The following is a 25,034-nucleotide window of genomic DNA, read 5'->3' on the forward strand; positions in this document are numbered from 1 at the left end:
TAAACGAAGCCACCTTTCGCGAAGTCACGCCGGCCCGTAAAACGATTGACGAAGCAAACCGTTTTGTCCACTATGTACGGACATATGGCCGAGCGAAAAGCGGCTGTTCGAACCGGAGGACGAATGACGAAAGACAGGAGCGGCAACTTTTTCGAGGACTTTCGCGTCGGCATGAAGATGCGCCATGCCACGCCGCGCACGCTGACCGAGGGCGACCGGAGTCTTTACATCGGCCTGACGGGAAGCCGCGCCGTGCTCGCCACGGCCGAGACCAACGCGCGTCAGCTCGGTCTGCACGCGCGTCCGCTGGAAGATCTGCTGGTGTTCAACACGGCGTTCGGCAAGACCGTGCCGGATGTATCGCTCAATGCGGTGGCCAATCTGGGTTATGCCGACGTGCGTTTTCTCGCGCCGGTCTTTCCGGGCGACACGCTCGCGGTCGAAAGCGATGTGATCGGCCTGAAGGAGAACACGAGCCGCAAGAGCGGCATCGTCTACGTGCGATCCACGGCCAGGAATCAGCACGGCGCGGACGTGCTCACGTGGATCCGTTGGGTCATGGTCCACAAGCGCGATCCGCAAGCGCCGTGCCGTGAAGCCGTCGTGCCGCCACTGGACGCGGTGGTGTCGCCCGATCGCCTGCCGCGCCACGACTTCAACGCCGAGGTGAGCAACATCACCGCGCTGACCGGCGTCACGGATTTCTGGGACGACTACGAAGTGGGCGAGCGCATCGACCATCCCGGCGCGATGGCCGTGAACGATAGCGATCACAGCATCGCCACGCGGCTCTATCAGAACACCGCGAAGGCGCATTTCGACGCGCGCGCGGCATCGGCGGGCGGCGGTCGGCGTCTCGTCTACGGCGGCCACGTGATGTCGCTCTGCAAGGCGCTCGCCTACGACGGACTCGAAAACGCACTGACGATGCTCGCGATCAACGCGGGCAGCCACGTCAATCCCACGTTCGCGGGCGACACGCTCGTGTGCGCGACGACGGTCATCGACAAGTTCGATCTCGGCGGCGGACCGGTCGGCGGCCTGCGCCTGCGCATGATCGGCGCGAAGAATGTGGATGCCGCATCGATCGTCTTCCCCGATGCACAAGCCGGCCGTCCGGTTCACGCGCCCGACGTGGTGCTGGACCTCGATTACACGATCGCCATACCGAAGAAACCTGCCACATGGAGCAACCGATGAGCCTCAACACGCATCCCGAAAGCGCGCTGTTTTCCGGCGAAAAGCCGTTTCCTGTCCTGCCCGCGTGCGAGCACTTCGCCGGCAGCGAGAAGCTGATCGGCAAGGCGCTCGACCTTCAGAGCGAATACGGCCCGGTCTTCGATATCACCTGCGACTGCGAGGACGGCGCGGCGGCAGGGCAGGAACGCGAGCATGCGCAGATGGTCGCGCGCATGCTTCGCTCGGAGCGCAACCGCTTCGGCCGCGCGGGCGCGCGCATCCACGATCCGTCGCACCCCGCATGGCGGCAGGACGTGGACATCATCGTAGGCGAGGCGGGCGATCGTGTCGCCTACATCACGATTCCGAAAGCGACGCAGGCTTCGCAGGTCGCGGACGTCATCGATCATGTTCAAGAGGTTGCGCGACGAAGCGGCGTCGATCGCGCGGTGCCGGTTCACGTGCTGATCGAGACGCACGGCGCGCTGCGCGACGTCTTCGAGATCGCCGCGTTGCCGCATATCGAAGTGCTGGACTTCGGCCTGATGGATTTCGTGAGCGGTCACCACGGCGCGATTCCCGCCTCCGCGATGCGCAGCCCCGGCCAGTTCGAGCACGCGCTTCTGGCGCGCGCGAAGGCGGACGTGGTGGCCGCGGCGCTCGCGAACGGCATCGTGCCGGCGCATAACGTGTGTCTGAATTTGAAGGATGCGGACGTGATCGCCGCCGATGCGAGCCGCGCCCGCAACCAGTTCGGCTTCTTGCGCATGTGGAGCATTTATCCCGCGCAGATTCAGCCGATCGTCAATGCAATGCGGCCGGACTTCGAGGAAGTGGAAGACGCCGCGGCGATTCTGGTCGCGGCGCAGGAAGCCGCGTGGGGGCCGATCCAGTACAAGGGCGAATTGCACGACCGCGCGACGTATCGCTATTTCTGGAGCGTGCTGGAGAAGGCGAAGGTGACTGGCATGCCGATTCCGTCGGAAGCCGAGCGTCGATTCTTCGCGGGCTAGCATCGACGATCACGCGGCGCGATGTCGTTCTGATCGAATGAATGCGACGGCACCGCGCCCCTGAGCCTTGCGACCACAACCTGCCGCCTGTCGTAAAACGCCGCATACAATCGATGCTTCCGCGATCCAGCGCCCCGCGCTTACGCAATGACGATTCCGCCCAAGATGCGCGCGAAGCCCACCCACCATCCAGCCAGTTCTCCCATGCCGACCACCCGCTACGCCGAACTCGCGCAATCGCTCGTGAAGGCCATCTCCGGCGGGCAGTATGCGGTGGGAAGCCTCTTGCCCACGGAGCCGGAACTGGCCGAACTGCACGGCGTGAGCCGGCACACCGTGCGGGCATCGCTCAAGATGCTTCAAGATCTCGGCTATATCTCGCGCAGGAAGTCGGTCGGCACGATCATCGAGAGCGCGAATCCGCGAACGGTGTTCACGCAATCGTTCGAGACGCTGGAAGACCTCACGCGCGTCGCGGCGACCGAAGTGCGCGCCATCGAGACGGTGTCATCGGTCAAGCTGGATCGCGCGCTGGCCCGCAGTCTCGGAGCGCCGCCCGGCAGTCAGTGGATACGCCTTTCGGGTCTGCGCGTGGAAGGCGGGAAGCGGGCGGCGCCCATCGCGTGGGCGGACATTTATATCGATGCCGCGTTCGAGCCCCTCGTCGACGAAATTCGCCGCCATCCCGAGGAACTGGTCAGCGCGATCATCGAACGTGAAAGCGGGCAGCCGTTCGAGCAGATCACGCAGATCGTCAAGGGCGAATTGATCGACGCGCCGCTGGCAAAACGTCTGCGCGTCGAAGCCGATACAGCCGGGCTGCGGATCATTCGCCACTATCGGCGCCACGACGGCCGCATTCTCGAAATCACCGATACGCGTTATCCCGCCGACCGCGTCGCCATGTCTTTTCAGTTGAAGCGAAACCGCGCGCCCGGCTGATTTCGCTTGCCGCATTCAGTTCGACGGCCGCCTGTGCATCGGCCAGAGCACCTTCATGGCTTCGCCGTCCGCGCGGTTCGTGTAGCAGCTATTGATGATGGCGGGCGGATTCATGGTGCCGGATTCATCGGCGGGGCGGCGTCCGTTGCGCTCGACGCGGCCCACGGCGAAGCGCGTCTGCATCGCCGTATTCGCGATCAATCCCAACAGTTCGGTCAGATGCGTGCAACCGTTCACGCCGCCGACGACCGCCTTGATCTGCTTGCGGAATCCCGCGCCGATCTGCATGCCCTTCAGACCCGCATAAGCCGATTCGATGTCCACGCAATAAACGGTCGGTCCGGCCTCGATATGCGCCGACACGTCCTGAATGACCATCGCGGCATCGAGCGTCATCACGATGCGCATGTGATGGATCGGCTTGCCCGCCGGCACGAGTTTGAACAGAAGATCGGTCTCGATCGGCGTGATGTCGCGCAGTTCGCCCTCGACGTCGAAGAGGCCGTCGCTGCGAAGATAGCCGTTGCAGCTCATCGTGCGTGTGTGCATGAGCCGTCGTGTGACGGGGGAGGTAGTCACGTAAGCGCTTCCTTTTCCACGAGTGAGAGTGCGATGCCCCGCGCGGTGACGCGGGGCAGAAGGCGATGTCACGGCAGGACGTTGCGCGGATCGTCTCGCAGCACGAGTTGCCAGGCTTCGCGGGCCATCGGCGCGCTCTTCTCTTCCATGATGTGGGCGAGAAGACCCGCCGATCGTCCGACGAGCGACAGGCCGCGCGCGATCAGCGGATCGAGGCCCATCGCGGCGACGATGGCGGCAATCGCGCCGACCGCGTTCAGCGGAAGCGGCTTCTTCTGCTCTTGCGTGAGCACGTACGCGATCGCATCCATCAGACGCCAGTGCACGTCGTAATAACCGTTCTCGCGCGCGAGTTCGCGCAGCGTGGGCACGCGCGGGTCGCCGTCGATGTGAATCGGGTGCCCCACGCCGTAGATCGCGCGGCGCTGTTCCTTGTGCTGACGGATCACGTTGCGCGCGGCTTCGCGGATTTGCTCGTCGCCGGCGTCACCCGGCAGGCCTTTCGCGCCTTCGATCAGCATTTCGGCGGCGTTTTGCATCGTGCCGAGAAACACGCTGCCCGCGCCGAGCAGCCCCGCCGCGACCGCGCCCTGCAGCGCTTCGGGCGCGCCGATATAAGTCAGCCGGCCCGCGAGCGAACTCGGCGTGATGCCGTGGTCCGCCGTGGTGACGAGCAGCGCGTTGACCATGGTCTTCTCGCGCGGCTCGGGCTTGCGGCCGAGCGTCGTGAAAAAGATCATGTCGATGAAATCGAACTTGCCGATGATTTCCGTCGAGAGATTGAGGCCGCGCACCATGATGGTATCGGTGGTCGTGTAGCCGATTTCGGTCTTTACCATGAGCTTGTCTCCCGATTCACTGTGTGTTCGCCGGCGTGCGCCGCTTGAAGAGGCACGTGGCGGCCATCTCGGCGACGACTTCGTTGCGCTGATTGATCCCGCGACGCATGAACGCGATGATGCCGCGATCCGGACGGCTCGTTTCGCGCTGCTCGACCACTTCGATTTCCACGCGCAGCGTGTCGCCGATAAACGACGGCTTCGGAAACTTGAGCCGGTTTTCGAGCACGCTGAAGAGCGCGCCTTCCATCAACTGGTTCGGAATGGAGCGCGAAGTCAGCCCGGCCATGAACGATGCGACGAGCATGCCGTGCGCGATGCGCTGACCGAAGATGGTGCCTTTCGCGTATTCGGCATCGACGTGCACCTTGTTGAAGTCGCCCGTGAGCGCGGCGAACGCGGCCACGTCGCCTTCCGTGATCGTGCGCGAGGACGTGGTGTAGGTGGTGCCGGGCGTCAGGTCTTCCCAGTAGATCGACGCTTTCGCGATCTCGTCGAGGACGTTGGTTTCGGTCATGCTGTGTCTCCTTAGGTCAGCGCCGAGATGCCGAGAATCTCGCGCCCGATGATGAGTGTCTGGATTTCCGTCGTGCCTTCCGGGATCATGCCGCCGCGCGTATCGCGGAAGATGCGTTCGATCGGAAGCTCGGTCGCGTAGCCCATGCCGCCGTGTACCTGAAGCGCGTGGTTCGCCACTTCGAAGGCGGCTTCGGTCGCGTAGAGCTTGGCGATCGAGCATTCCGTGCGCGCGGTGCCGTTCTGCATGGCGCGTGCAGCGCGATATCCCAGCGCGCGCGCGGCCAGCGTTTTCGCGGTCATATCGACGATATGCTTCTGCACCAATTGGAACGAACCGATTGCGCGCCCGAACTGCTTGCGCTGCTTTGCATACTCGACGGACAGGTCCAGCGCGCTCTGCGCCGCGCCGACCGCGCCCATCGCCACGTTGAGGCGTCCGAAGTTCAGTCCGATCAGAATCTGCCGCAAGCCCGCGCCTTCCTCGCCGATCAGGTTCGCGGCGGGAATCTCCGCGTTTTCGAACGTGAAGGCGGCGGTGCCGGTGCTGCGCGCGAACATCGTTTCGACCGGGCTCACGTCGTACGCCGTCTCGCTGCGTTCGACGAGAAAGAGCGAGAGCGCGCCGTCGCACGCTTCGCTATACGTGCGCGCCACGACGATGCCGAAGTCCGCGAAGAGGCCGTTCGTGATCCACAGCTTGCTGCCGTTCAACACGTAGCGATCGCCGCGCTTGTCGGCGCGCGTCTTGATTTCGGCGACGTTCGATCCGACATCCGGCTCGGAGATCGACACGAACGTCTTGCGCTCGTTACGCAGCAGCGGGCGCATGAAACGCTCTTTTTGATCTTCGCTGCCGTAGGCGTTGATGATGCCCGAGACGATATTGAGCCCGTTGAGCAGGATGCGCAGCGAGAGCCAGCAATAGCCGGCTTCTTCCATCATCACGGCCCACGTCAGGTAGTCGATGCCGAGGCCGCCGTCCGCTTCGCTCAGACAGCCGCCGAGATAGCCGAAATCGCCGAGACCGGTCAGCACTTCATGCGGGAAACGCTTGTCGCGCTCCGCTTGCTGAATGCGCGGCGTGACGTGCTGCTTCAGATAGCGGCGGATGTTGTCGCGCAGCAGTTGCTGGTCGCTGTCGAGGCCGTCGACGTCGCAGGCGAGATCAGCCATAGCGGCCTCCCGTCACGAAGAGCGTCGTGCCGGTGATATAGCGCGCGTGCTCGGAGGCCATGAAGGCGACCGCGCCCGCGATGTCGCTGGTTTGTCCGGCGAACGTCACCGCGTTCTTCGCGAGCGCGTTCTCGCGAATGGTGTCGTAGTTCGGCAGGCTTTGAATGTATTCCGTTTCGATGAAGCCCGGCGCGATGGCGTTCACCGTCACGCCCTTGCGTGCCTGTTCGAACGACAGCGCGCGCGTGAACCCGACGAGGCCCGCTTTCGCGCTCGAATAATTCGCTTGTCCCGGATTGCCGAACAACGCGCGCGACGTGATATTGACGATGCGCCCCCAGCCGCGTTCGTGCATGTGCGGCAGCACGGCGCGGCAGCAATGGAACGCGCCTTTGAGCGTGACGTTGAGCACGAGATCGAAGTCGGCTTCTTCCATCTTCAACAGCGTGCGATCCTTCACGAGCCCCGCGTTGTTGACCAGCACGTCCATGCGCCCGAACGCCTCGACGCCCGCGCCGACCATCTTGCGCACCTGCTCCTCGCTGCGCACGTCGCATTGAACGGCAATCGCCTTGCCGCCGTTCGACTCGATATGACGCGCGGTTTCCGTCGCGGCGTCGAGGTCGAGGTCGGTGATCACCACGGCCATGCCTTCACTCGCCAGCATGCGCGCCGTTTCCGCGCCGATGCCGCGTGCGGAGCCCGTCACGATCGCCACGCGATCTTTCAGTCCCAGATCCATTGTTGTTCCTCCAATACTTGTTGATTTGATTGCGGCTGCCCGGATGTCAGGGATAGCGCCGCATGATCGATTCGGCGACGCAGACCGGCTTGGTCGCGCCTTCGCGCTCGACCGTCATTTCGATCTTGATCTGCGCGCCGTCGTTATCGAGCGGCTCCCACGAGAGCAGCCTGAAATGCGCGCGCACGAGGCTGCCCACCGGCACCGGAGCGGGGAAGCGCACTTTGTCGAGGCCGTAGTTCACGCCCATGCTGCTTTCGACGATATGAAACGCCGTCGACGAGAACACCGGCAGCAGGCTCAGCGTGAGAAAGCCGTGCGCGATCGGACCGCCGAACGGGCCGCTCTTCGCGCGCTCGGGTTCGACGTGAATCCACTGATAGTCGCCGGTTGCATCGGCGAACAGGTTGACGCGGGACTGCTCGATCGCGATCCAGTTGCTCGTGCCGATCACTTCGCCGACGAGCGGCCGCAAATCGGCAATCTTTTGATAACTCTTCATGCGGATTCCTCGAGTTCGATGTCGTGTCTTGGTTGTCAGAACTGGAACAGTGCGCGAGCGACGATGCCGCGCTGGACTTCGCTCGTGCCGCCGTAGATCGTGGAGGCGCGGCGGAAGAACATCTCGTTCGCGAGACCGCGGCCTTGCTCGTGCATCGGCAGCGCGGCGGCGCTTTTTTCCTGCGGCCCCGGATACGCAATCGCCCCGTGATCGCCGAGCGACTCCACGAGGAACGCGCTCAACTGCTGCTGCAGCTCGGTGGCGCGCACCTTGAGGATCGAGCCCATCGCGTGCGCGGCCGAACTGTGGTCCTGTTCGAGCGCGGCCACGCGCTGCACCATCATCACGATGGCGTTCGTCTCGGCTTCGAGGCGCGCGAGCCGCAACGCGAAGCTCGTGCGCTCGAAAAGCGGCCGCTCGCCGTCGCGGGCGCGCACGGCCAGCGACCGCAGTTGCTTCAGATAGCGCCTGAGCACCGGCAGGTCGGCGGTCGATGCGTGCTCGTTGTTGAGCAGGAACTTGGTGATCGCCCAGCCTTCACCTTCGGCGCCCACGCGGTTCGATACCGGCACGCGCACGTTGTCGAAGAACGTCTCGTTCAGGTGATGACAGTCGTCAATGCTGCGAATCGGGCGCACGGTGATGCCGGGCGTCTTCATGTCGACGAGAAGGAAGCTGATGCCGGCTTGCTTCTTCGCGTCCTGATCGGTGCGCACGAGCATGAAGATCCAGTCGGCCCGATGCGCGTAGCTCGTCCAGATCTTCTGGCCGTTGACGACGTAGTGGTCGCCTTCATCGTCCGTGACCCGATCCGCGCGCGTGCGAAGCGATGCGAGATCGGAGCCCGATCCCGGCTCGGAGAAGCCCTGGCACCATTGACGCTCGCCGCTCAGGAGCAACGGCAGATGCGCCGCTTTCTGCTCCGGCGTGCCGAATGCGTTGAGCACGGGACCGAGCAGCTTTTGCGCACCGCCGTCCTGAGTCGGCGCGCCGGCCGCCATGCACTCTTCGTCGAAAACGAGCCGCTCCTGAACGCTCCACCCCGGACCGCCATGCTCGGCGGGCCACGAAGGCGTGCCCCAACCCTGCTCGTTGAGAATGCGCTGCCAGCGCGTCACGTCCTCGCGCGCCGATCGCGTGCCGGTGCGCAGCGGGCGAACGAGGTCCGCGGGCAGGCGTTCGCGCAAGAACGCGCGCACGGTCTGCCGGAAGGCTTCGAGGTTTCGATCAGGCTGGAAATCCATGTGTACTGTTCCTTTGCTTGGGGCTTCGCGCGGCCTCGGTCAGACCGGGTCCCAGGCGAAGACGTCGCGCGAGAGTTCGAGCGTGAAGAACGACTTCTCGAACATCGGAATGGCGCGCTCCACGCACGATTGCACCGTCCAACCTTCCGCCGTGTGCGCGGTGCGGATCGGGCGGGGCTGCGAGAACAGATAGATTTCGTTGTTGCGCACGCCGAAGATTTGCCCGTTGACGTGCTTCGCCTGATCGGTGAGCAGGGCGAGCGTGAACGGCGCGATCTTGCCGGACTCCATCGTCATGTAGACCTTCATGCGCTCTTTCGCTTCGTCCGATTCGGTCGGCACGCTGCCGACCATGCGCGTGAACGCGAACGGCGCGATGCAGTTCGAGCGCACGTTGAAGCGCTGCATGTCGATGGCGATGGACTTCGACAGCCCCACGATGCCCATCTTCGCGGCGGCGTAGTTGGCCTGGCCGAAGTTGCCGATCAATCCCGAAGTCGACGTCATGTGCACGAAGGCGCCGCTTTCCTGCGACTTGAAATGCGGCGCGGCCGCGCGCGACACGTTCCACGTGCCTTTCAGGTGCACGCGCACGACGGCGTCGAATTCTTCTTCGGTCATGCGGTGAAACACCGTGTCGCGCAGATTGCCCGCGTTGTTGACCACGGCGTCGATGCGGCCGAAGGTATCGAGCGCCTGCTGGACGATCTTCTGCGCCGACGGCCATTCGGACACGCTGTCGGTATTGGCGACGGCTTCGCCGCCCGCCGCGCGGATTTCGTCGACGGTCTGCTGCGCGGGACCGGCGCTGCCGCCCGAGCCGTCGATGTTCACGCCGATGTCATTCACGACGACGCGCGCGCCCTGACGCGCGGCCTCGCACGCGATGCCCTTGCCGACACCGGCGCCCGCGCCGGTCACGATGACAACTTTTCCTTCGAGCAAGCCCATTGTGTACTCCTCCTTGAGTCGGAATCCTGACGATCCCTTATGAGTGATGCAGGCCCAGCACGCCGATCGCGGCGATGCCCTGATACGGGACGCCGCCCAGGTTGTGCGTGAGTCCGATGGCGGGCGACTTCAGCTGGCGTTCGCCCGCGCGGTCCTGCAACTGGTTGTAGATTTCGTAGGCCATGCGCAGACCCGACGCCGCGATGGGATGGCCGAAGCACTTCAGGCCGCCGTCGATCTGGCAGGGTACCCCGCCGTCGCGGTCGTAGAAGCCGTCGAGCACGTCGTGCACGGCGCGTCCGGCTTCGGAGATGAAGAGGTCTTCCATCGTCACCAGTTCGGTGATGGAGAAGCAGTCGTGAACTTCTATCAGGTCGAGCTGTTCGCGCGGATTCGTGATGCCGGCCTCGGCATACGCGCGCTGCGCCGCGTTGCGCGTGTTGCGCACGTGGCTGCCGTCCCACACGTTGGTCGTCGATTCGATGCCCGAACTCACGCTCAACTGAATGGCCTTGATCGTCACCATGTCGCGGCGGCCGAGCGCGCGCGCGATTTCAGGCGTCGTGACGATAGCCGCCGCCGCGCCGTCGCTGACGCCGCAGCAGTCGAACAAGCCGAGCGGCTCCGCGATGATCGGCGCGCCGAGAATCTGCTCCATCGTCACGGCTTTGCGCAGATGCGCCTTCGGACTCAGCACGCCGTTCTGATGGCTTTTCCACGACACGCGGGCCAGCGCGCGCTTGAGTTCGTCCTTCGCGATGCCGTGCCGCGTGCGATAGCCGTCCGCCAGTTGCGCGAAGCCCGCGGGCGCGGAGCCGAGCGGCAGCCACAGGTCGTTCATCGTGCCCTTGTACGTGGGCGGCAGTCCGCCGTAGCCGGTGTCCTTGAGCTTCTCCGCGCCGATGGCGAGCGCGATGTCCACCGCGCCCGACGCGACCGCGTAGGCCGCGCCGCGCAGCGCTTCGGTGCCCGTCGCGCACATGTTCTCCATGCGGCTGAACGGAATGCCGTCGAGCCGCAGCGCGAGCGAAGCCGGAATGGCCGAGTTGCCGACGTTCACCGCGTCGAGACACGAGCCGTACCACGCCGCGCCGATCTCGTTGCGGCCGATGCCCGCATCCGCGAGCGCTTCGTCGAATGCTTCCGCCAGCAGGTCGTGCGTGCCCGCGTCCCAGCGCTCGCCGAACCGCGTGCAGCCCATGCCGATGATGGCGACCTTGTCCTTGATACCGTTTGCCATGGCTGTCGCCTCCGTTATGCCGCGAGCGGCGTGGCTTTCCAGAAATAGCGCGGATAGTTGCGCGCCCGGTCGATGTCCTTGATGCGGAACACCATGCGCAGCGGCGTGCCGACATCGAGACCGGCGGCGCCGACATCGGTGACTTCCATGAGCACGCGCGCGCCGTTGTCGAATTGCACGAAGCCCACGTAGAGCGGCGGGGCGGGGTGGTAGGAGAGCCAGTCGGCCGTCATGGTCAGGACTTGCGCGTCGACGTCGTAGAGGGACGCCGGCTCGAATTGCGCGGCGGACGCGTTGCAACCGGCGTTCACGCAATACGCGAGCTGCGGGAACTGCACCGTGCCGCAGCAGCCGCACTTGCCCGCGACGAAGCCGGCCAGTTGATGCGCGCTGCGGTATTGCTCGGTGAACGCGGTCTTGACCTGCTTCTCGGCGCGCATGCCCCATTCGAGGTCGATGGCGTTGTCGTACGAAAGCATGCGCAGATAGTCGCCGTGCACCTGCGCGTCGGCGATGGCTTGCCTCACGCCCCGGCGCGGCCTGAACGACGCGATGTGGTCCGTCGCCTTCAGCACGAGGACGTCGCAGCCCTGGCCGAAGCCCGCGACGACGATGAGATCGCCGGGTTTCGCGCGTTCGAGCGTGGCGGCGAGCATGAGACACGGATGCGCGGCGCCCGCGTGGCCGCATCGTTCGTCGAGATGATCGGCGACGGCATCGGCTGCAATGCCGATGCGTTTCGCCACGGTCGCGCCCACGCCCTTGAGCGGCGCGGCGAAAACGAAATGGGCGATGGCGTCGGCGGGCACGCCCGCGCTGTCGAGCGCGGCCTTGACCGCGGCGGGGATGATCTTCGCGTAGCCTTCGTCGCGAATCCAGCGCTCTTCCCAGTAGTAGTCGTACTTGCCGTCGGCGGCGCGGAAATGATCGACGAAGAGCGCCGTTTCGCTCGCACTGCCGACGAGTTCCGCGATCACGCCTTCGCTGCCGAGCGTGAACGCGGCGGCGCCCGCGCCGTAGGTCAGTTCCTGCGCGCTGGCGGGCTTCGCCGACGGATGATCGCTCGCGACGAACAGCACGTTCTCGCGCGCCGCGAGCAGGTGATTCAGCAGGCCGCTGACGCCCGCGCGCTGCGATTGCCCGACTTCGAGCGTGCGCACGCTGGGCGGCAGTTCGAGCGCGCCGGCGACGATGCTCGCGCTTTGCAGATCGGCGAAGGCGGGGCGCGTGGTGGCGAGCGTCAGCGCGTCGATGCCGGTGCGCGGACGCTGATCGAGCGCGTCGCGGGCCGCTTCGACGGCCATCGTGACGCTGTCCTCGTCCCAGCTGCAGAAAGCGCGTTCGCCTTTGGGCGATGCGCCGGCCGCGCCGCTCATCCAGCGATGCGCCTGTGCGATCGCCGCGCGCTGCATGCGCAGGCGCGGCACATAGCCGCCGTAGCCGGTGATGCCATAGGGGGTGGGCGTTCGGGTCATGCTTACCTCGCGGTCTCGTATGCGTGATGGGTCATGCTGCCGGGCGGACCAGGCCGGTCCGGGACGACACCCGTGTGATCGAATCATCGCTAGCGGCCCGCGCGGGGCCACTCCCCGACGCGGGGGGCGATGACGACGGGACTTAAATCACGGGCGGAAAAGGCGCATGACGTGCGTGAGGCGCATGAGGCGCGCGCACAAAAGCGAAGCGGAACTTAAGCGCATGCTTCGTTTCGATGCCCCCTGAGTCGAGGGGGCGGCGCTTTCGAATCGCGGGCGCAATATGGGCGCAGACGATACTTTCCATTTCAGGGCGGCGCGTCCCGACGTGGAAAACACCAACGGAGACGATTCAGATGTACCTGACCCAATGCCTTCATCGCGCGCTTCAGCAATATCCGCAACGCACGGCGACCATCTTTCGCGGCCGCCGACGCAGCTATGGCGAGTTGAGCGATCGCGTCGCGCGCCTCGCGGGTGCGCTGGTGGGCCTTGGCATGGCGCCTGGCGACCGGGTCGCCATGCTCGCGCCGAATTCGGACCGGTATGTCGAGTACATGCTGGGCGTGTGGTGGGCGGGCGGCGTGCTCAATCCCATCAACGTGCGCTGGAGCGTGCCGGAAATCGTCTATTCGCTCGACGACTGCGACACGCGCATCCTCTTCGTCGATGAAGCGTTCCAGCATCACGTCGATGCCATCCGCAGGCGCGCGAAGCATCCGCCCACGCTGATCTACGTCGGCGACGGCGCGGCCCCGGATGGCATGCTGTCGTTCGAGACGCTGATCGGCACGACATCGCCCATCGACGATGCCTGGCGCGGCGGCGGCGATCTCGCCTGCATCATGTACACCGGCGGCACCACGGGCTTTCCGAAAGGCGTGATGCAGACGCATCTGAACCTTTGGTCCGGTTGCGTGCCGCGTCTCGCCGAAATGCCGCAGCCGCCCAACAGCGTCGTGATGCACGTCGCGCCGCTATTTCACATCGCCGGGCTGGGGCGCGTCGTCACGCAGTTCCTCGCGGGCGGCACGCACGTGCTGGTGCCATCGTTCGACGCGACCGAATTGCTCGCGACCATCGAACGCGAAGGCGTGACCGAATCCGTGCTCGTGCCGACGATGATTCACGCGCTGCTCACGCATCCCGACATCTCCCGCTACAACTTGAGCAGCTTGCACAGGCTCTACTACGGCGCGTCGCCGAGCGCGGGCCAGATGGTCGAGCAGTTGCTCGCGCAGCTTCCGGGCATCGAGCTTTCGCACAGCTACGGGCTGACCGAGACATGTCCCGTCGTGTGCAGCAACCCGCCCGAAAATCACAGCGAGGCGGCGCGTCGCAGCGGACTGTCGCGATCGGTGGGGCGCGGCGGGATCGGCGTGACCATCCGCATCATGGACGGCGAGGGACGCGAAGTGCCGCGCGGCACGGTCGGCGAGATCGTCGTGCGCGGACCCAATATCACGCCGGGCTACTGGAACAAGCCGGAGGAAACGGCGCGCGCCATGCGCAACGGCTGGCTCCGCACCGGCGACGGCGGTTATATGGACGAGCAGGGTTATGTGTTCATCGTCGATCGCATCAAGGACATGATCGTGAGCGGCGGCGAGAACGTCTATTCCGCGGAAATCGAGAACGTGATCGCGCGCCATCCGGCCGTGGCCATGTGCGCGGTGATCGGCGTGCCGCACGAGCATTGGGGCGAGGCGGTGCATGCCGTCGTCGTGCTCAAGCCCGGCGCGCAACTGGACGAAGACGCGTTGCGCGAGCATTGCCGCGAGTTCGTCGCGGGCTACAAGTGTCCGAAGTCGGTGGAGTTCCGCACCGCGCTGCCGCTCTCGGGCGCCGGCAAGATTCTGAAGAAGGACCTGCGCGAACCGTATTGGAGCGACGCGCCGCGCGACGCGAAATAGCAAGCCTCTTCGTTCTATGCCGCTCGCGATAGCCGCCGATCAACGCATGGCGATTTGCTCATGGACACCTCGCTGATACCGCTCCGCGATTCGCAACTCGTCATCACGCAAGGCATCGCGGAATTCACGCATCAGCGGCCGGATATCCGCAACGCGTTTTCCGAGGCGCTGCGGCTCGACTATGCCGACATGCTCGATATCGTGGAGAAGGATCGCGAAATCCGCGTGTTGATCGTCACCGGATCAGGAGGCAGTTTCTGCGCGGGCGGCGACCTGAAGGCGCTCAAGGCGCTGCATGAACACGCGGACCCCTCAACCCGAAGCGCCGACGCAATGAGCCGCCGCGTTCAGGACATGCACACATGGCTGCGTAGGCTGCGTCATCTCGCCATTCCCGTGATCGCGGCGGTCGATGGTCCCGCCGCCGGAGCCGGCTTCTCGCTCGCCTTGGCGGCGGATTTCGTGCTGGCTTCGACGCGCGCGTTCTTTTGCATGTCGTTCGCGCGCATCGGGCTGATTCCCGACCTCGGCGCGTTATACGAGTTGCCGCGAACGGTCGGCATGGCGCTCGCGAAAGAACTGGCGTTCACGGCACGCAGGCTGACGGTGGAAGAGGCGTTGCGACATCGCATCGTGCAGTCGGTGCATGCGCCCGAATCGCTGCTCGACGAGACGCGGCGATTCGCCCGACGCCTGAGCGCCGGTCCGCGCGAAGCGACTGCGCTCGCCAAGCGGATGCTCAACTCGTCCTTCGACGTGTCGTACGAAGCCGCGCTCGAGATGGAATGCCGCGCGCAAGGCCTCGCCGCGACGACGCCGTGGCACGCCGAAGCAGTGGCCGCGTTTCTTGCAGGCGAGCCCGCGCGCTTCGATTGGGAGCGCAGCGGCGGGTCGTGATTTTTTTCGACGCGTCGCACATCTGGATCGGCAGCGAAAGTGCATTCCACCCACGTCGGGGGGTGGGGCAAGCAGCGCAACGCGATACGTTAGCTACACGAATCAGCCATGCCGGATATCTCGCTGAAGGCATCGCGCTGAATGCAGACGTTATCGGAGTGAACGATGCAAACCACCGGTAGATCGTTGCGCTTTCTCGTTGAAAAGTGGCTTGGCACAGGCCCCGAGCGGCATGCGCGGGTGACCGCGTTCGGTCATTGCCATCGACGCGCGTGGCGTTACGTTCGCGTGGAGACGACGCATCCATCGGGCGTCCGTGAGATGTTGTTCTTCCGGCATGAAGACGGTTCATGGTGCGTCTTTCCCCCGGATATCAGACGGCCGGCGATGCGCGTCGCGTGAGTGCGCCGCTTTCCGACACGGCTGTGCAAATCAAATACTGGCAGGCATGGAGGCTTGGCTTCGTGAGTACCTCGACTGTTGAACAAGACGACGTCGCGCTCGTGCGCGATTCGATGGAATACGACGTGGTGATCGTCGGCGGCGGTCCGGCCGGACTCTCGGCGGCGATTCGCCTCAAGCAGCTCGCCGAAGAAAAAGGTGCCGACATCAGCGTGTGCCTGCTCGAAAAAGGCTCGGAAATCGGCGCGCATATTCTCTCGGGCGCGGTCATGGACCCGCGCGCGCTCACCGAGTTGATCCCCGACTGGAAGGAGCAGGGCGCGCCGCTGAACGTGCCGGTGACCGAAGACCGCTTCCTGTTTCTGTCGGAAACCGGCGCGAAGGCGGTGCCGAACTGGATGTTGCCCCACAACTTCAAGAACCACGGCAATTATGTGATCAGCCTCGCGAACGTCACGCGCTGGCTCGGAACCGTGGCCGAAGCGATGGGCGTCGAAATTTTCCCGGGCTTCCCTGCAGCGGAGATTCTCTTCAACGACGACGGTTCGGTGAAGGGCGTGGCTACCGGCAACATGGGCATCGGCAAGGATGGACAGCCGACCGAGAACTTCCAGCTCGGCATGGAATTGCACGCGAAATACACGCTGTTCTGCGAAGGCTGTCGCGGGCATCTCGGGCGGCAACTCAACGAGCGGCTTCACCTGAGCAAGGATTCGGATCCGCAGGTCTATGGCATCGGCATCAAGGAATTGTGGGAGATCGATCCGGCGAAGCATCAGCCGGGCCTCGTGATTCACACGGCGGGCTGGCCGCTCGAATCGGATACTTATGGCGGCTCGTATCTGTATCACACCGACAATAACCAGGTGATGGTCGGCTTCGTGGTGGGCCTCGCTTATACGAACCCGTATCTGTCGCCGTTCGAGGAGTTTCAGCGCTACAAGACGCATCCGGAAATCCGCAAGTTCCTCGAAGGCGGCAAGCGCGTGTCGTATGGCGCGCGCGCCATCACGGCGGGCGGATTGATGTCGTTGCCGAAGTTGGTGTTTCCGGGCGGCGCGCTCGTGGGCGATAACGCGGGCTTTTTGAACGCATCGCGCATCAAGGGCAGTCACGCGGCGATCAAGACCGGCATGCTGGCAGCGGAAGCGGCCTTCGATGCCGTTCAAGGCAATCGTAAGCATGACGAATTAACTGATTATCCCGAAGCGTTCCGCAAGTCGTGGCTGCACGACGAACTGCACCGCGCGCGCAACTTCAAGCAGTGGATGAGCAAGGGCCTGTACCTCGGCACGCTGATGGTGGGCATCGAGCAGAAGCTCTTCGGCGGGTCGGTGCCGTGGACGCTGCATCATCGGCACCGCGATCATGAGATGCTCAAGCCCGCGTCGCAGTGCAAGCCGATCGACTATCCGAAGCCCGACGGCAAGCTCACATTCGACCGTCTCTCGTCGGTGTTCATCTCGAACACGAATCACGAGGAAAATCAGCCGGCGCATTTGACGCTGAAGGACGCGGCCGTGCCCGTGAACGTGAATCTGCGCGCGTATGCGGGCCCGGAAAGCCGCTTTTGTCCGGCGGGCGTGTACGAGTTCGTGAAGGACGATAGCGACGAGGATCGTCTTCAGATCAACGCGCAGAACTGCGTGCACTGCAAGACCTGCGACATCAAGGATCCGACGCAGAACATCGTTTGGGTGACGCCGGAAGGCGGCGGCGGGCCGAACTATCCGAACATGTGACGCGTGTTCGAGCGGCGTCGCCCGGTACTTCCGGCGACGCCGCTTTTCATTCAACGCCTCACTGCAATGGCGATGCCATTGGCCGTGACGATCACCGCGTCAGCGGCGGCGAGTTCGTCATCGGAACTTTGGGTCAACGCGACTTCCTGCTTCGAATCTGCGCGCCTGTCGTTGAAAAGCGGCCAGAACAACTGCACCATGCCGGATTCGACGGGCATGCCCGCAGGCACGCCGTAGGCATCCTGCCGACGCGGTTGCTGCGTGTGAGCCGTGCCGTGCAGCACATCCCAGATCGAAAGGATATTGCCGTAATTGGACGATGCATTGCCATATCGCCCGATGCCGTGATGCACGTGATGAAAGTCCTGAAGCACGATCACTTTCTCCGCGACGTTCAGCAGCAGCCGGCCGGTACGATAACGACGCAGCCACAGATCCCATCGATACCCCGTGTGCTGCAGCAGCGTCACCACGCCCTTGAACCCGAACACCACGGCGGACGCGGTGCCCGCGCCGAGATAGATCAGCACGGGCGCCATCCATAACGCCGGAACGAGGAAGTAGTAGAACGCGTTCTCGCGGCCGGCCATCAGCACGTTGAGGCTTCGCTTGTCGGTGCCGCAACGCGTCGCGCAGTTTCTCGTCGCGGGAATCGAGCGGGGCGGCGGGCAGTCGCTTGCCGTGCGGCAGACGGATATCGCGGAGACGCTCGGCGTGACGCGCGAGGCGGTCGCGGCTGCGTTGAGGCGATTGCGCGAAGCGCGCCTGATCGACACGCGTTACCGCGTCATCGATGTTCTCGATCTCGACGGCCTGCGTCGCGCGATGGAAAGCGGCGCGGCGGTCTGAATCGACGTCGCGATCGTGCCGACATTGAACGCCCGCCCGCTTTCCCGCGATAATGCGACCACCCCACGTCGCGCCTCACGGCTCATGCCTCCATGACCGAAATCCAGTCCGCGGTGCTCGTCTTCGTGCTGCTGCTCGCGAGCACCGGCATCGGCGCGATCGTGCGGCCGCTTCTGCCCGAAGAGCACAAGGCGCAGGAGACGGTGCAACTCGTGCAGTTGCTCGTCGGCATGCTGGTGACGTTCGCGGCGCTGGTGCTCGGGCTTTTGACGGCATCGGCGAAAACGGTTTTCGATACCACCGACAACGACGTGCGCAGCTACGCCGCAGCCATCATCGAGCTGGATCACACGATGCGCGACTACGGCCCCGAACTCGACCGCACCCGCGCGATGCTGCGCGCCTACACCGCCGCCGCGATCGCGAGCACGTGGCCCGCCGAGCCGCCGCCGCCGGGCGATTACTACCCGAAGATCCCGCCGACGCCGCACGCGAACGGCAAACTCGCGGACCGCGGACTCGGCGAGATGCTCGATCGCGGCCAGCGCCAGGTTCGGCTGCTCGAACCCGCGGACGCCTATCATCGCAAGCTCGCCGAGGACAGCGCCACGCGCTTCGACCAGTTGATCGCGCTGCGCTGGAAGCTGATCGAGGAAGCGCACGGAACGATCTCGTATCCGTTCGACCGCATTCTCGTCGGCTGGCTGCTGATCATTTTTCTGTGCTTCGGGCTGATCGCGCCGCGCAACGCGCTTTCGCTCGTGACGATCATGCTCGGCGCGCTGTCGATTGCGTCCGCCGTGCTCGTCATCCTCGATCTCGACACGCCGTTTTCCGGCCCCATCATGATTCACAGCGAGCCGATGCGCGAAGCGCTCGGTTATCAAAGCCGATGACGTCCCCGATTCTCTATTCCGATCCGCGCCTCGTCGCGCTCTACGACGCCCTGAATCCCGCCGGTCCCGATACCGCGTTTTACCTGGCGCTGGCCGAATCGGCGGGGCATGTCGTCGATCTCGGCTGCGGCACGGGACTGCTCGCGTGCGAACTGGAGAAGCGAGGCTATCGCGTGACGGGCATCGATCCGTCGCGGGAGATGCTGCGGGTGGCGCGCGCGCGGCCGGGCGGCGATCGCGTGACGTGGATCGAAGGCGATGCGAGCGCGCTGCCGTTCGTCGGCGCGGCGGATCTGCTCGTGATGACGGGCCACGTCGCGCAAATCTTTATCGACGACGCCTCGCTGCTCGCGACGCTCGTCGCCGCGCGGCGGGCGTTGCGGCCGGGCGGGCGCATCGCGTTCGAGAGCCGCAATCCGGCGGCGCGGGCGTGGGACGGCTGGACGGCGGATCGCTCGTTACGGCGCATCCGCGCAGCCGACGGACGCATCGTCGAAACGTGGCAGCAGCGGCACGAAGCGCCGGATCCGCTCGCGACGGGCCGCGTCGCGTTCACGACGCACTATCGCTTCGCCGAAAGCGATGAAACATTGCAAGCGCCGAGCGAACTGCGCTTTCGCACGCAGGACGAACTCGCGCGTTTGCTGACGCGGGCGGGATTCGCGCAGATCGACTGGTATGGGGACTGGAACCGCGCGCCGGTGGATGAAACGAGCCGCGAATTGATCGCGGTGGCGCGCTAGGAAAGGCGAAAGCGCCGCGACGCACGCGGCGCCAGAGGGTCAATACGGCATCAGAACTCGACGACGACGAAATCTTCCTTGCCGACGTCGCATTCGGGGCAACGCCAGTCGGCGGGGATATCGGCGAAACGCGTGCCCGGCGCGATGCCTTCGTTCGGCAGGCCGTCTTGTTCGTTATAAACCCAGCCGCAAATCAGGCACACCCAGCTTTTGTATTCGATGACTTCGCTCACGACAAACTCTTGATCTGAAATGGAAACATGCCGTCCGCGAAGGCGCTCCGACGCGGCATCCGGCGACCCGGCATCTTACCCGAATCGGCGCGCGCGCTCCCTCGACCCACCGTCGACCCCGATGCGCACGGCGGAAAGCCGGGTGTATGCTGGCTGGCGGTTTGTGGCTGCCCTCGACCAGGAGAACACGATGTTCAAAAACACGCTTTCCGCCGCCGCGCTTTCGGGCGCCCTCGCGCTCGCCGCGTTTTCGGGCGCGGTTCACGCGCAATCGCGCGTCTATTTCGTCGAGCCGAAGGACGGCGCGACGGTCACGAGTCCCGTCCACGTCAAATTCGGCGTCGACGGCATGAAGATCGAACCCGCCGGCACCATGACCGAAGGCACGGGGCATCATCATCTGCTAATCGACAGCGGCCCGCTGCCCAAGGGCACGGTGATTCCCGCGAACGATACATCGCTGCACTACGGCAAGGGCCAGACCGAAGCCGACGTCAAATTGCCCCCCGGCGATCACACGCTGACGATGCAGTTCGGTGACGGCGCGCATCGCTCGTACGGGCCGGAGATGTCGCAGACGATCAAGGTGCACGTCAAGTAGGCGCGTGACAGCATGCCGCCGCGCCTGGGTTCGCGGCGGCTGCCCCTCGTCCGTTCGGCCAACGCGATGCGGGCGCGCCCGGGCGCGGCGGATACATCGGTACAATGACCGCTTCCACGGTATCGCCATTGCTGGCGAATCGTTCACCGTTCGTTCGCAATCATCCCCATGTCGCTTTATTCCATCTCGGACGCACAGCTCGCGTTCGGCCACGTCGCATTGCTGGATCACGCGGATTTCTCGCTCGAAGCGGGCGAGCGCGTCGGGCTGATCGGCCGCAACGGCGCGGGCAAGTCGTCGCTGCTGAAGATCGTCGCGGGGCTGGCCGCGCCCGACGACGGCCTCGTCACGCGCCAGAGCGAGCTGACCACCGTCTACGTGCCGCAGGAACCCGAGTTCGATCTGGACGCATCCGTGTTCGATGTCGTCGCCTCCGGCCTGACCGAGGCGCGCGCGCTGCTGGACGAATACGACGAAGTCGCGCATCGGCTCGCGGACACGCCCGAAGGCGCGGAGCACGACGCGTTGCTCGCGCGCATGAACACGCTGCAGTCCGCGCTCGATACCCGCGACGCGTGGAACTGGCGCACGCGCGTTGCGACGACGCTCGCGCAGATCGGCCTCGACGGCGACGCGCGCGCGGGCGCGCTCTCCGGCGGCATGAGAAAACGCGTCGCGCTGGGGCGGGCGCTGGTCGTGCAGCCGGACGTGCTGCTGCTCGACGAGCCGACCAACCATCTCGACTTCGAAGGCATCCGCTGGCTGGAGGAATTGCTCGTCACTTTGCGATCCGGCTTGCTGTTCATCACGCACGATCGCGCGTTCCTGGATCGCGTGGCGACGCGCATCGTCGAACTGGATCGCGGGCGGCTGTTGTCTTATCCCGGCAATTTCAGCGCGTATCAGGTTCGCAAGGCGCAGCAGCTCGAAGTGGAGCAAGTGGAACAGGCCAAGTTCGACAAGCTGCTCGCGCAGGAAGAAGTGTGGATTCGCAAGGGCGTGGAGGCGCGGCGCACGCGCAGCGTCGGACGCATTGCGCGGCTCGTGGAAATGCGCAAGGAGCGCCAGGAGCGCCGCAACGTGCAGGGCAACGTCAGGCTCGACGTGGGGCAGGGCGAAAAGTCCGGCAAGATCGTCGCGGAACTGACGGACGTGACGAAGCGCTATGGCGAACGGACCATCGTGGATCGCTTCACGGCCACCGTCATGCGCGGCGACAAGATCGGCCTCGTCGGTCCGAACGGCGCGGGCAAGACCACGCTGCTCAAGCTGATCCTCGGCGAACTGCAGCCAGACGAAGGGCGCGTTCGCACCGGCACGAACATCCAGACCGCGTATTTCGACCAGATGCGCGCGCAGCTCGATCTCGACAAATCGCTCGCGGATACCATCAGTCCGGGCAGCGAATGGGTCGAAGTGAACGGCGTCAAGAAACACGTGATGAGCTATCTCGGCGACTTCCTGTTCGCGCCGGAACGCGCGCGCTCGCCGGTACGGTCGCTCTCGGGCGGGGAACGCAATCGCCTGTTGCTCGCGCGGCTCTTCGCGCGTCCGGCGAACGTGCTCGTGCTCGACGAACCGACCAACGACCTCGACATTCCCACGCTCGAACTGCTCGAAGAACTGCTCGCGGACTACGACGGCACCGTGCTGCTCGTGAGCCACGACCGCGCGTTCCTCGACAACGTCGTGACCTCCGTGTTCGCGGCCGAAGGCGGCGGCAAGTGGCGCGAGTATGTCGGCGGCTTCTCCGACTGGCAGATTCAGCGCGAACGTTCGGACCGCATCGCCGAGGAAGCGGCCAAGCAAAGCGCGAAGGAAGCGCCGAAGGAAGACGCGCCGAAGGAAAGCGCGGCGGGCCGCAACGCGCAGCGCACGGTCAAGCTGTCGTTCAAGGAGCAACGCGAACTCGAGGCGCTGCCGGGGCGCATCGCGGAGCTGGAAGAGGAGCAGAAGCGCATCGGCGGGCAACTCGAAGACGGGTCGATCTTCGCGAAGGACGCGAAGGAAGGCGCGCGGCTTTCGGAGCGGCACGCGGCGATCGAAGAGGAATTGCTGGTGGCGCTGGAGCGTTGGGAAGAACTGGAAGCCAAGCGCAGTTGAGGGCGCTTGCACGGCTTTTGCGCCGTCGTCAAGATGGGCGCGGCTCGCGAAAACCGCTATTCTCCTAGCGCGACGGGGCGGGCGCACGCGGCAAGGTCCGCTTGATGCCAGCCTCGTCAGGCAATTCTCGAGCATTCGATCAAGCATTTTCCGGCGTCACGGACGCACGCGCGATGGCCATTCTTGCGCGTTCGTCCGCTGCCGGATCAACGTTCAGCTATGTCCACGAAAAAATCCAGTGCGGCCGAAGCAGTCCCCACGAAGCGCGCCATGAGCGCGAAGGCGGCCGGTTACAGCGAAGCATCGATCAAGGTGCTGAAAGGGCTCGAGCCGGTCAAGCAGCGGCCCGGCATGTACACGCGCACCGAGAATCCGCTGCATATCGTCCAGGAAGTGATCGACAACGCCTCCGACGAAGCGCTCGGCGGCTACGGCAAGCAGATCATCGTCACGCTGCATGCGGACAACTCGGTGTCGGTCGAAGACGACGGCCGCGGCATTCCGTTCGGCCTGCATCCCGAGGAAGGCGTGCCGGTCGTCGAGATCGTGTTCACGCGCCTGCACGCGGGCGGCAAGTTCGACAAGGCCGCCGGCGGCGCGTACACGTTCTCGGGCGGCTTGCACGGCGTCGGCGTATCGGTGACGAACGCGCTCGCCACGCGCCTCGAAGTCACGGTCTGGCGCGACAACAAGGTCGCGCAACTCGCGTTCGCCAACGGCGACGTCATCGAAGAACTCACGACGCGCAGCGCCGAGCGCGGCGCGAAGAAAAGCGGCACGCGCGTGCGCGCCTGGCCGAATCCCAAATATTTCGATTCCCCCAATCTGCCGCTCGGCGAACTCCAGCGTCTCTTGCGCTCGAAGGCCGTGCTGCTGCCGGGCGTCGAAGTGGTGCTCGTCATCGAAAAGACCGGCGAGCGTCAGACGTGGAAGTACGAAGACGGTCTGCGCGGTTATCTGCTCGAAGGCATGGGCGGCAGCGATTTGCTGATTCCGCTCTTCGAAGGCGAGCGCTACGCCGAAAGCTCGAAGAATACCGAGGAAACGTTCGCGGAAGGCGAGGGCGCGTCGTGGGTCGTCGCGTGGAGCGAGGAAGGGCCGCTCTTGCGTGAATCCTATGTGAATCTCATTCCGACGCCCGCGGGCGGCACGCATGAATCCGGCCTGCGCGACGGTCTCTTTCAGGCGGTGAAGAACTTCGTCGAGATTCACAATCTGCAGCCGAAGGGCGTCAAGCTCCTCGCGGAAGACGTGTTCGCGCGCGTGTCGTTCGTGCTGTCAGCGAAGGTGCTCGATCCGCAGTTTCAAGGGCAGATCAAGGAACGCCTCAATAGCCGCGATGCCGTGAAGCTCGTGTCGTCGTTCTCGCGGCCGGCGCTGGAGTTGTGGCTGAATCAGCATGTCGAGTACGGCAAGAAACTCGCGGAACTCGTGATCCGTCAGGCGCAGGCGCGCACGCGTGCCGGCCAGAAGGTCGAGAAGCGCAAGAGTTCGGGCGTGGCGGTGCTGCCGGGCAAGCTGACGGACTGCGAATCGACGGACATTTCGCGCAACGAACTCTTCCTCGTCGAGGGCGATTCGGCGGGCGGCTCCGCCAAAATGGGCCGCGACAAGGAGTTTCAAGCCATTCTGCCGTTGCGCGGGAAGGTGCTGAACACGTGGGAAACGGAGCGCGACCGCCTCTTCGCGAACAACGAAGTGCATGACATCGCGGTGGCGATCGGCGTGGATCCGCACGGTCCCGACGATCAGATCGACCTGTCGAATCTGCGTTACGGCAAGATCTGCATTCTGTCGGACGCGGACGTCGACGGCGCGCACATTCAAGTGCTGCTGCTCACGCTCTTCTTCAAGCATTTCCCGCAACTGATCGAACGCGGTCACGTGTGCGTCGCGCGTCCGCCGCTCTTTCGCGTCGATGCCCCCGCGCGCGGCAAGAAACCCGCGCAGAAGCTCTACGCGCTCGACGAAGGCGAACTCGAAGCGATCCTCGACAAACTGCGCAAGGACGGCGTGCGCGACACGCAATGGAGCATCAGCCGCTTCAAGGGCCTCGGCGAAATGAGCGCGGAACAGCTTTGGGACACGACGATGAACCCGGACACGCGCCGCCTGATGCCGGTGGGCCTGGGCGATCTCGGCTTCGATCTGACCGTCTCGCGCATGACGATGCTGATGGGCAAGGGCGAAGCGGCATCGCGCCGAAGCTGGCTCGAAGAGAAGGGCAACGAAGTCGAAGCGGACATCTGACGCTTAA

At 64.8% G+C, this 25,034-nt stretch carries 24 protein-coding genes; 12 read left to right on the forward strand and 12 right to left on the reverse strand.

What is annotated here, in order from left to right; genetic code table 11:
* Positions 1-123: 123 nt before the first annotated feature.
* The 3 genes from NCR39_RS04050 to NCR39_RS04060 all read left to right on the forward strand — a co-directional run bounded on the left by NCR39_RS04050 (position 124) and on the right by NCR39_RS04060 (position 3,134).
* Complete coding sequence (locus NCR39_RS04050) at positions 124-1,200, forward strand: MaoC family dehydratase (RefSeq protein WP_250450858.1); 1,077 nt, start codon at positions 124-126, stop codon at positions 1,198-1,200.
* Positions 1,197-2,192 carry an HpcH/HpaI aldolase/citrate lyase family protein gene (locus NCR39_RS04055; protein WP_250450859.1) on the forward strand — a complete coding sequence of 332 codons (996 nt, stop codon included), beginning with the start codon at positions 1,197-1,199 and terminating at the stop codon, positions 2,190-2,192. The genes NCR39_RS04050 and NCR39_RS04055 overlap by 4 nt, the downstream gene beginning before the upstream one ends.
* Positions 2,193-2,396: 204 nt before the next feature.
* Positions 2,397-3,134: a GntR family transcriptional regulator gene (locus NCR39_RS04060; protein ID WP_250450860.1), complete on the forward strand. Its 738-nt coding sequence runs from the start codon at positions 2,397-2,399 to the stop codon at positions 3,132-3,134.
* 15 nt (positions 3,135-3,149) lie between these two features.
* On the opposite strand, the gene NCR39_RS04065 is transcribed toward NCR39_RS04060, so the two are convergent.
* From NCR39_RS04065 to NCR39_RS04110, 10 genes are all read right to left on the reverse strand, one after another.
* Positions 3,150-3,683 carry a DUF2889 domain-containing protein gene (locus tag NCR39_RS04065; RefSeq protein ID WP_250450861.1) on the reverse strand — a complete coding sequence of 178 codons (534 nt, stop codon included), beginning with the start codon at positions 3,681-3,683 and terminating at the stop codon, positions 3,150-3,152.
* Between the two features lie 98 nt (positions 3,684-3,781).
* Positions 3,782-4,552 (reverse strand): citryl-CoA lyase, encoded by a 771-nt coding sequence (locus NCR39_RS04070; RefSeq protein WP_040048898.1) that lies wholly within the window; start codon positions 4,550-4,552, stop codon positions 3,782-3,784.
* Positions 4,553-4,568: 16 nt separating this feature from the next.
* Positions 4,569-5,069, reverse strand: coding sequence for a MaoC family dehydratase (locus NCR39_RS04075; protein WP_040048897.1), 501 nt, complete (start codon positions 5,067-5,069; stop codon positions 4,569-4,571).
* An 11-nt stretch (positions 5,070-5,080) separates the two neighbouring features.
* Positions 5,081-6,244, reverse strand: a complete 1,164-nt coding sequence (locus NCR39_RS04080) for an acyl-CoA dehydrogenase family protein (RefSeq protein ID WP_250450863.1) — start codon at positions 6,242-6,244, stop codon at positions 5,081-5,083.
* Positions 6,237-6,986, reverse strand: coding sequence for an SDR family NAD(P)-dependent oxidoreductase (locus NCR39_RS04085; protein WP_250450864.1), 750 nt, complete (start codon positions 6,984-6,986; stop codon positions 6,237-6,239). Before NCR39_RS04085 ends, NCR39_RS04080 begins: the two co-directional genes overlap by 8 nt.
* Positions 6,987-7,032: 46 nt before the next feature.
* Entirely contained in the window at positions 7,033-7,488 is a 456-nt protein-coding gene (locus NCR39_RS04090) for a MaoC family dehydratase (protein ID WP_250450865.1), read from the reverse strand.
* 35 nt (positions 7,489-7,523) lie between these two features.
* A complete protein-coding gene (locus NCR39_RS04095) occupies positions 7,524-8,732 on the reverse strand; it encodes an acyl-CoA dehydrogenase (RefSeq protein ID WP_250450866.1) in 1,209 nt (402 codons plus the stop codon).
* A gap of 39 nt (positions 8,733-8,771) precedes the next feature.
* Positions 8,772-9,683, reverse strand: a complete 912-nt coding sequence (locus NCR39_RS04100) for an SDR family NAD(P)-dependent oxidoreductase (RefSeq protein WP_250450867.1) — start codon at positions 9,681-9,683, stop codon at positions 8,772-8,774.
* A gap of 37 nt (positions 9,684-9,720) precedes the next feature.
* Positions 9,721-10,923 carry an acetyl-CoA acetyltransferase gene (locus tag NCR39_RS04105; protein ID WP_040048893.1) on the reverse strand — a complete coding sequence of 401 codons (1,203 nt, stop codon included), beginning with the start codon at positions 10,921-10,923 and terminating at the stop codon, positions 9,721-9,723.
* A 14-nt stretch (positions 10,924-10,937) separates the two neighbouring features.
* Positions 10,938-12,398: a 3-oxoacyl-[acyl-carrier-protein] synthase III C-terminal domain-containing protein gene (locus tag NCR39_RS04110; protein WP_250450868.1), complete on the reverse strand. Its 1,461-nt coding sequence runs from the start codon at positions 12,396-12,398 to the stop codon at positions 10,938-10,940.
* A gap of 356 nt (positions 12,399-12,754) precedes the next feature.
* Here NCR39_RS04110 and NCR39_RS04115 point away from each other — a divergent pair, with 356 nt between their 5' ends.
* The 3 genes from NCR39_RS04115 to NCR39_RS04125 all read left to right on the forward strand — a co-directional run bounded on the left by NCR39_RS04115 (position 12,755) and on the right by NCR39_RS04125 (position 17,352).
* Positions 12,755-14,311, forward strand: coding sequence for an acyl-CoA synthetase (locus tag NCR39_RS04115; RefSeq protein WP_250450869.1), 1,557 nt, complete (start codon positions 12,755-12,757; stop codon positions 14,309-14,311).
* A 60-nt stretch (positions 14,312-14,371) separates the two neighbouring features.
* Positions 14,372-15,208, forward strand: coding sequence for an enoyl-CoA hydratase/isomerase family protein (locus tag NCR39_RS04120; RefSeq protein ID WP_250450870.1), 837 nt, complete (start codon positions 14,372-14,374; stop codon positions 15,206-15,208).
* A 515-nt stretch (positions 15,209-15,723) separates the two neighbouring features.
* A complete protein-coding gene (locus NCR39_RS04125) occupies positions 15,724-17,352 on the forward strand; it encodes an electron transfer flavoprotein-ubiquinone oxidoreductase (RefSeq protein ID WP_250451461.1) in 1,629 nt (542 codons plus the stop codon).
* A gap of 50 nt (positions 17,353-17,402) precedes the next feature.
* Here NCR39_RS04125 and NCR39_RS04130 read toward each other — a convergent pair whose 3' ends face one another.
* Positions 17,403-17,948 (reverse strand): sterol desaturase family protein, encoded by a 546-nt coding sequence (locus NCR39_RS04130; RefSeq protein WP_350029651.1) that lies wholly within the window; start codon positions 17,946-17,948, stop codon positions 17,403-17,405.
* A gap of 19 nt (positions 17,949-17,967) precedes the next feature.
* Between NCR39_RS04130 and NCR39_RS04135 the strand changes: the two genes are divergently transcribed.
* The 3 genes from NCR39_RS04135 (at position 17,968) to NCR39_RS04145 (ending at position 19,840) form a co-directional block, all read left to right on the forward strand.
* A complete protein-coding gene (locus tag NCR39_RS04135) occupies positions 17,968-18,201 on the forward strand; it encodes a Crp/Fnr family transcriptional regulator (protein WP_250451463.1) in 234 nt (77 codons plus the stop codon).
* A 92-nt stretch (positions 18,202-18,293) separates the two neighbouring features.
* On the forward strand, positions 18,294-19,097 hold the full coding sequence (locus NCR39_RS04140) for a bestrophin-like domain (RefSeq protein WP_250450872.1): 804 nt from the start codon (positions 18,294-18,296) through the stop codon (positions 19,095-19,097).
* Positions 19,094-19,840, forward strand: coding sequence for a class I SAM-dependent methyltransferase (locus NCR39_RS04145; protein ID WP_250450874.1), 747 nt, complete (start codon positions 19,094-19,096; stop codon positions 19,838-19,840). Before NCR39_RS04140 ends, NCR39_RS04145 begins: the two co-directional genes overlap by 4 nt.
* A gap of 50 nt (positions 19,841-19,890) precedes the next feature.
* On the opposite strand, the gene NCR39_RS04150 is transcribed toward NCR39_RS04145, so the two are convergent.
* Complete coding sequence (locus NCR39_RS04150) at positions 19,891-20,073, reverse strand: rubredoxin (protein WP_035961154.1); 183 nt, start codon at positions 20,071-20,073, stop codon at positions 19,891-19,893.
* A 190-nt stretch (positions 20,074-20,263) separates the two neighbouring features.
* Here NCR39_RS04150 and NCR39_RS04155 point away from each other — a divergent pair, with 190 nt between their 5' ends.
* The 3 genes from NCR39_RS04155 (at position 20,264) to NCR39_RS04165 (ending at position 25,027) form a co-directional block, all read left to right on the forward strand.
* On the forward strand, positions 20,264-20,674 hold the full coding sequence (locus NCR39_RS04155) for a DUF4399 domain-containing protein (protein ID WP_250450876.1): 411 nt from the start codon (positions 20,264-20,266) through the stop codon (positions 20,672-20,674).
* Between the two features lie 168 nt (positions 20,675-20,842).
* Positions 20,843-22,777 (forward strand): ATP-binding cassette domain-containing protein, encoded by a 1,935-nt coding sequence (locus NCR39_RS04160; protein WP_250450877.1) that lies wholly within the window; start codon positions 20,843-20,845, stop codon positions 22,775-22,777.
* 270 nt (positions 22,778-23,047) lie between these two features.
* On the forward strand, positions 23,048-25,027 hold the full coding sequence (locus NCR39_RS04165) for a DNA topoisomerase IV subunit B (RefSeq protein WP_250450878.1): 1,980 nt from the start codon (positions 23,048-23,050) through the stop codon (positions 25,025-25,027).
* Positions 25,028-25,034 lie beyond the last annotated feature (7 nt).

The sequence above is a fragment of the Caballeronia sp. ATUFL_M2_KS44 genome, assembly GCF_023630965.1.
In the GTDB taxonomy this organism is placed as follows: Bacteria; Pseudomonadota; Gammaproteobacteria; order Burkholderiales; family Burkholderiaceae; genus Caballeronia; species Caballeronia concitans.